This is a genomic window from Leisingera aquaemixtae, assembly GCF_019801145.1.
Classification (GTDB): domain Bacteria; phylum Pseudomonadota; class Alphaproteobacteria; order Rhodobacterales; family Rhodobacteraceae; genus Leisingera; species Leisingera aquaemixtae_A.
Genome location: NZ_JAHVJQ010000043.1, coordinates 1 through 939, shown reverse-complemented (window position 1 = coordinate 939; position 939 = coordinate 1). Strand labels below are relative to the sequence as shown.

Here is a 939-nt window from a genome sequence, read left to right as displayed (position 1 = left end):
GCGTGCCAGCTCATGCTCGGCCCGGCGGTGCTCGCTCTGGCGCTGGACTACCAGCGCCTCGGCCTCGGCCTTGGTCTGGCGCGCCAGGGCGGCTTCTGCCTTGGCCCGGTCATGGGCCGCCGCCAGCTCATCCGTGTCCATTTCGACCAGGATGTCGCCGGCCGCCACCAGGCTGCCCTCGGCTGCCAGCACCCGGTCGACCCGGCCGGCCCTGGCGGGGGCGATCTCGACCTGCTCGGCCTCGATCCGGCCGTTGCCCTGAACGAAGCCCTCCGGCAGCCCGGCGCCGTTTTCCGAAATGAACAGATAGACGGCAGCCCCCGCGAGCAGGACGGCTGCGGCGGCGAATAATGCACCTGTGGTTCTTGTCATGGCCAAGCGCCCGGTCCTTTGCAACACCTGTGGAGCCTAGTCCGGACCGGCGCGGCCCGCCTTGCTCTGTGTCAATCCTGCACTGCCGGATTGCAGGTATCATCGGCTCGCGCACGGCGGGCGCCGGGGCCGGGCGGCGCGCTGTGAAGGTCATGGAGCAAAGGAGAACGGCTATGCTGGTGCGGCTGGCAGTAACATTGGCGATCGCGGCCGGTCCGGCCTGGGCGCAGGGCAGCGGCGCGGAAGCGGGGCGGGACCTGTTCCTGTATTTCTGCGCCGAGTGCCACGGCAAGGATGCCGCGAGCCAAGGCCCGATGGCGGAGATGATGGCGCTCAGGCCGCCGGACCTGACGCAGCTGGCCGAGCGCAACGGGGGCGATTTTCCAACCGAGGCCGTGGCCAAGCAGATCGACGGCCGGCTGCCGGTTGCCTCCCACGGCGACATGCCGGTGTTCGGCCCGTCGCTGGACGAGGATCAGTATGTTGCCATGGCGCTGCCAAGCGGCCAGCCGATGATGGTCCCGCGGGCCCTGGGCAATCTGATCGTCTATCTGCAATCGGTGCAAA

Annotated in this window: 2 protein-coding genes; one reads left to right on the top strand and one right to left on the bottom strand. The window is 69.2% G+C overall.

All coding sequences use genetic code 11. The features are described from left to right. Positions 1–372: biotin/lipoyl-binding protein (locus KUW17_RS23205; RefSeq protein ID WP_222482657.1), on the bottom strand; the 372-nt coding region annotated here is incomplete at its 3' end. Positions 373–545: 173 nt separating this feature from the next. Here KUW17_RS23205 and KUW17_RS23200 point away from each other — a divergent pair. Beyond that, the coding region (locus tag KUW17_RS23200) for a c-type cytochrome (RefSeq protein WP_222482656.1) at positions 546–939 on the top strand (394 nt) is incomplete at its 3' end.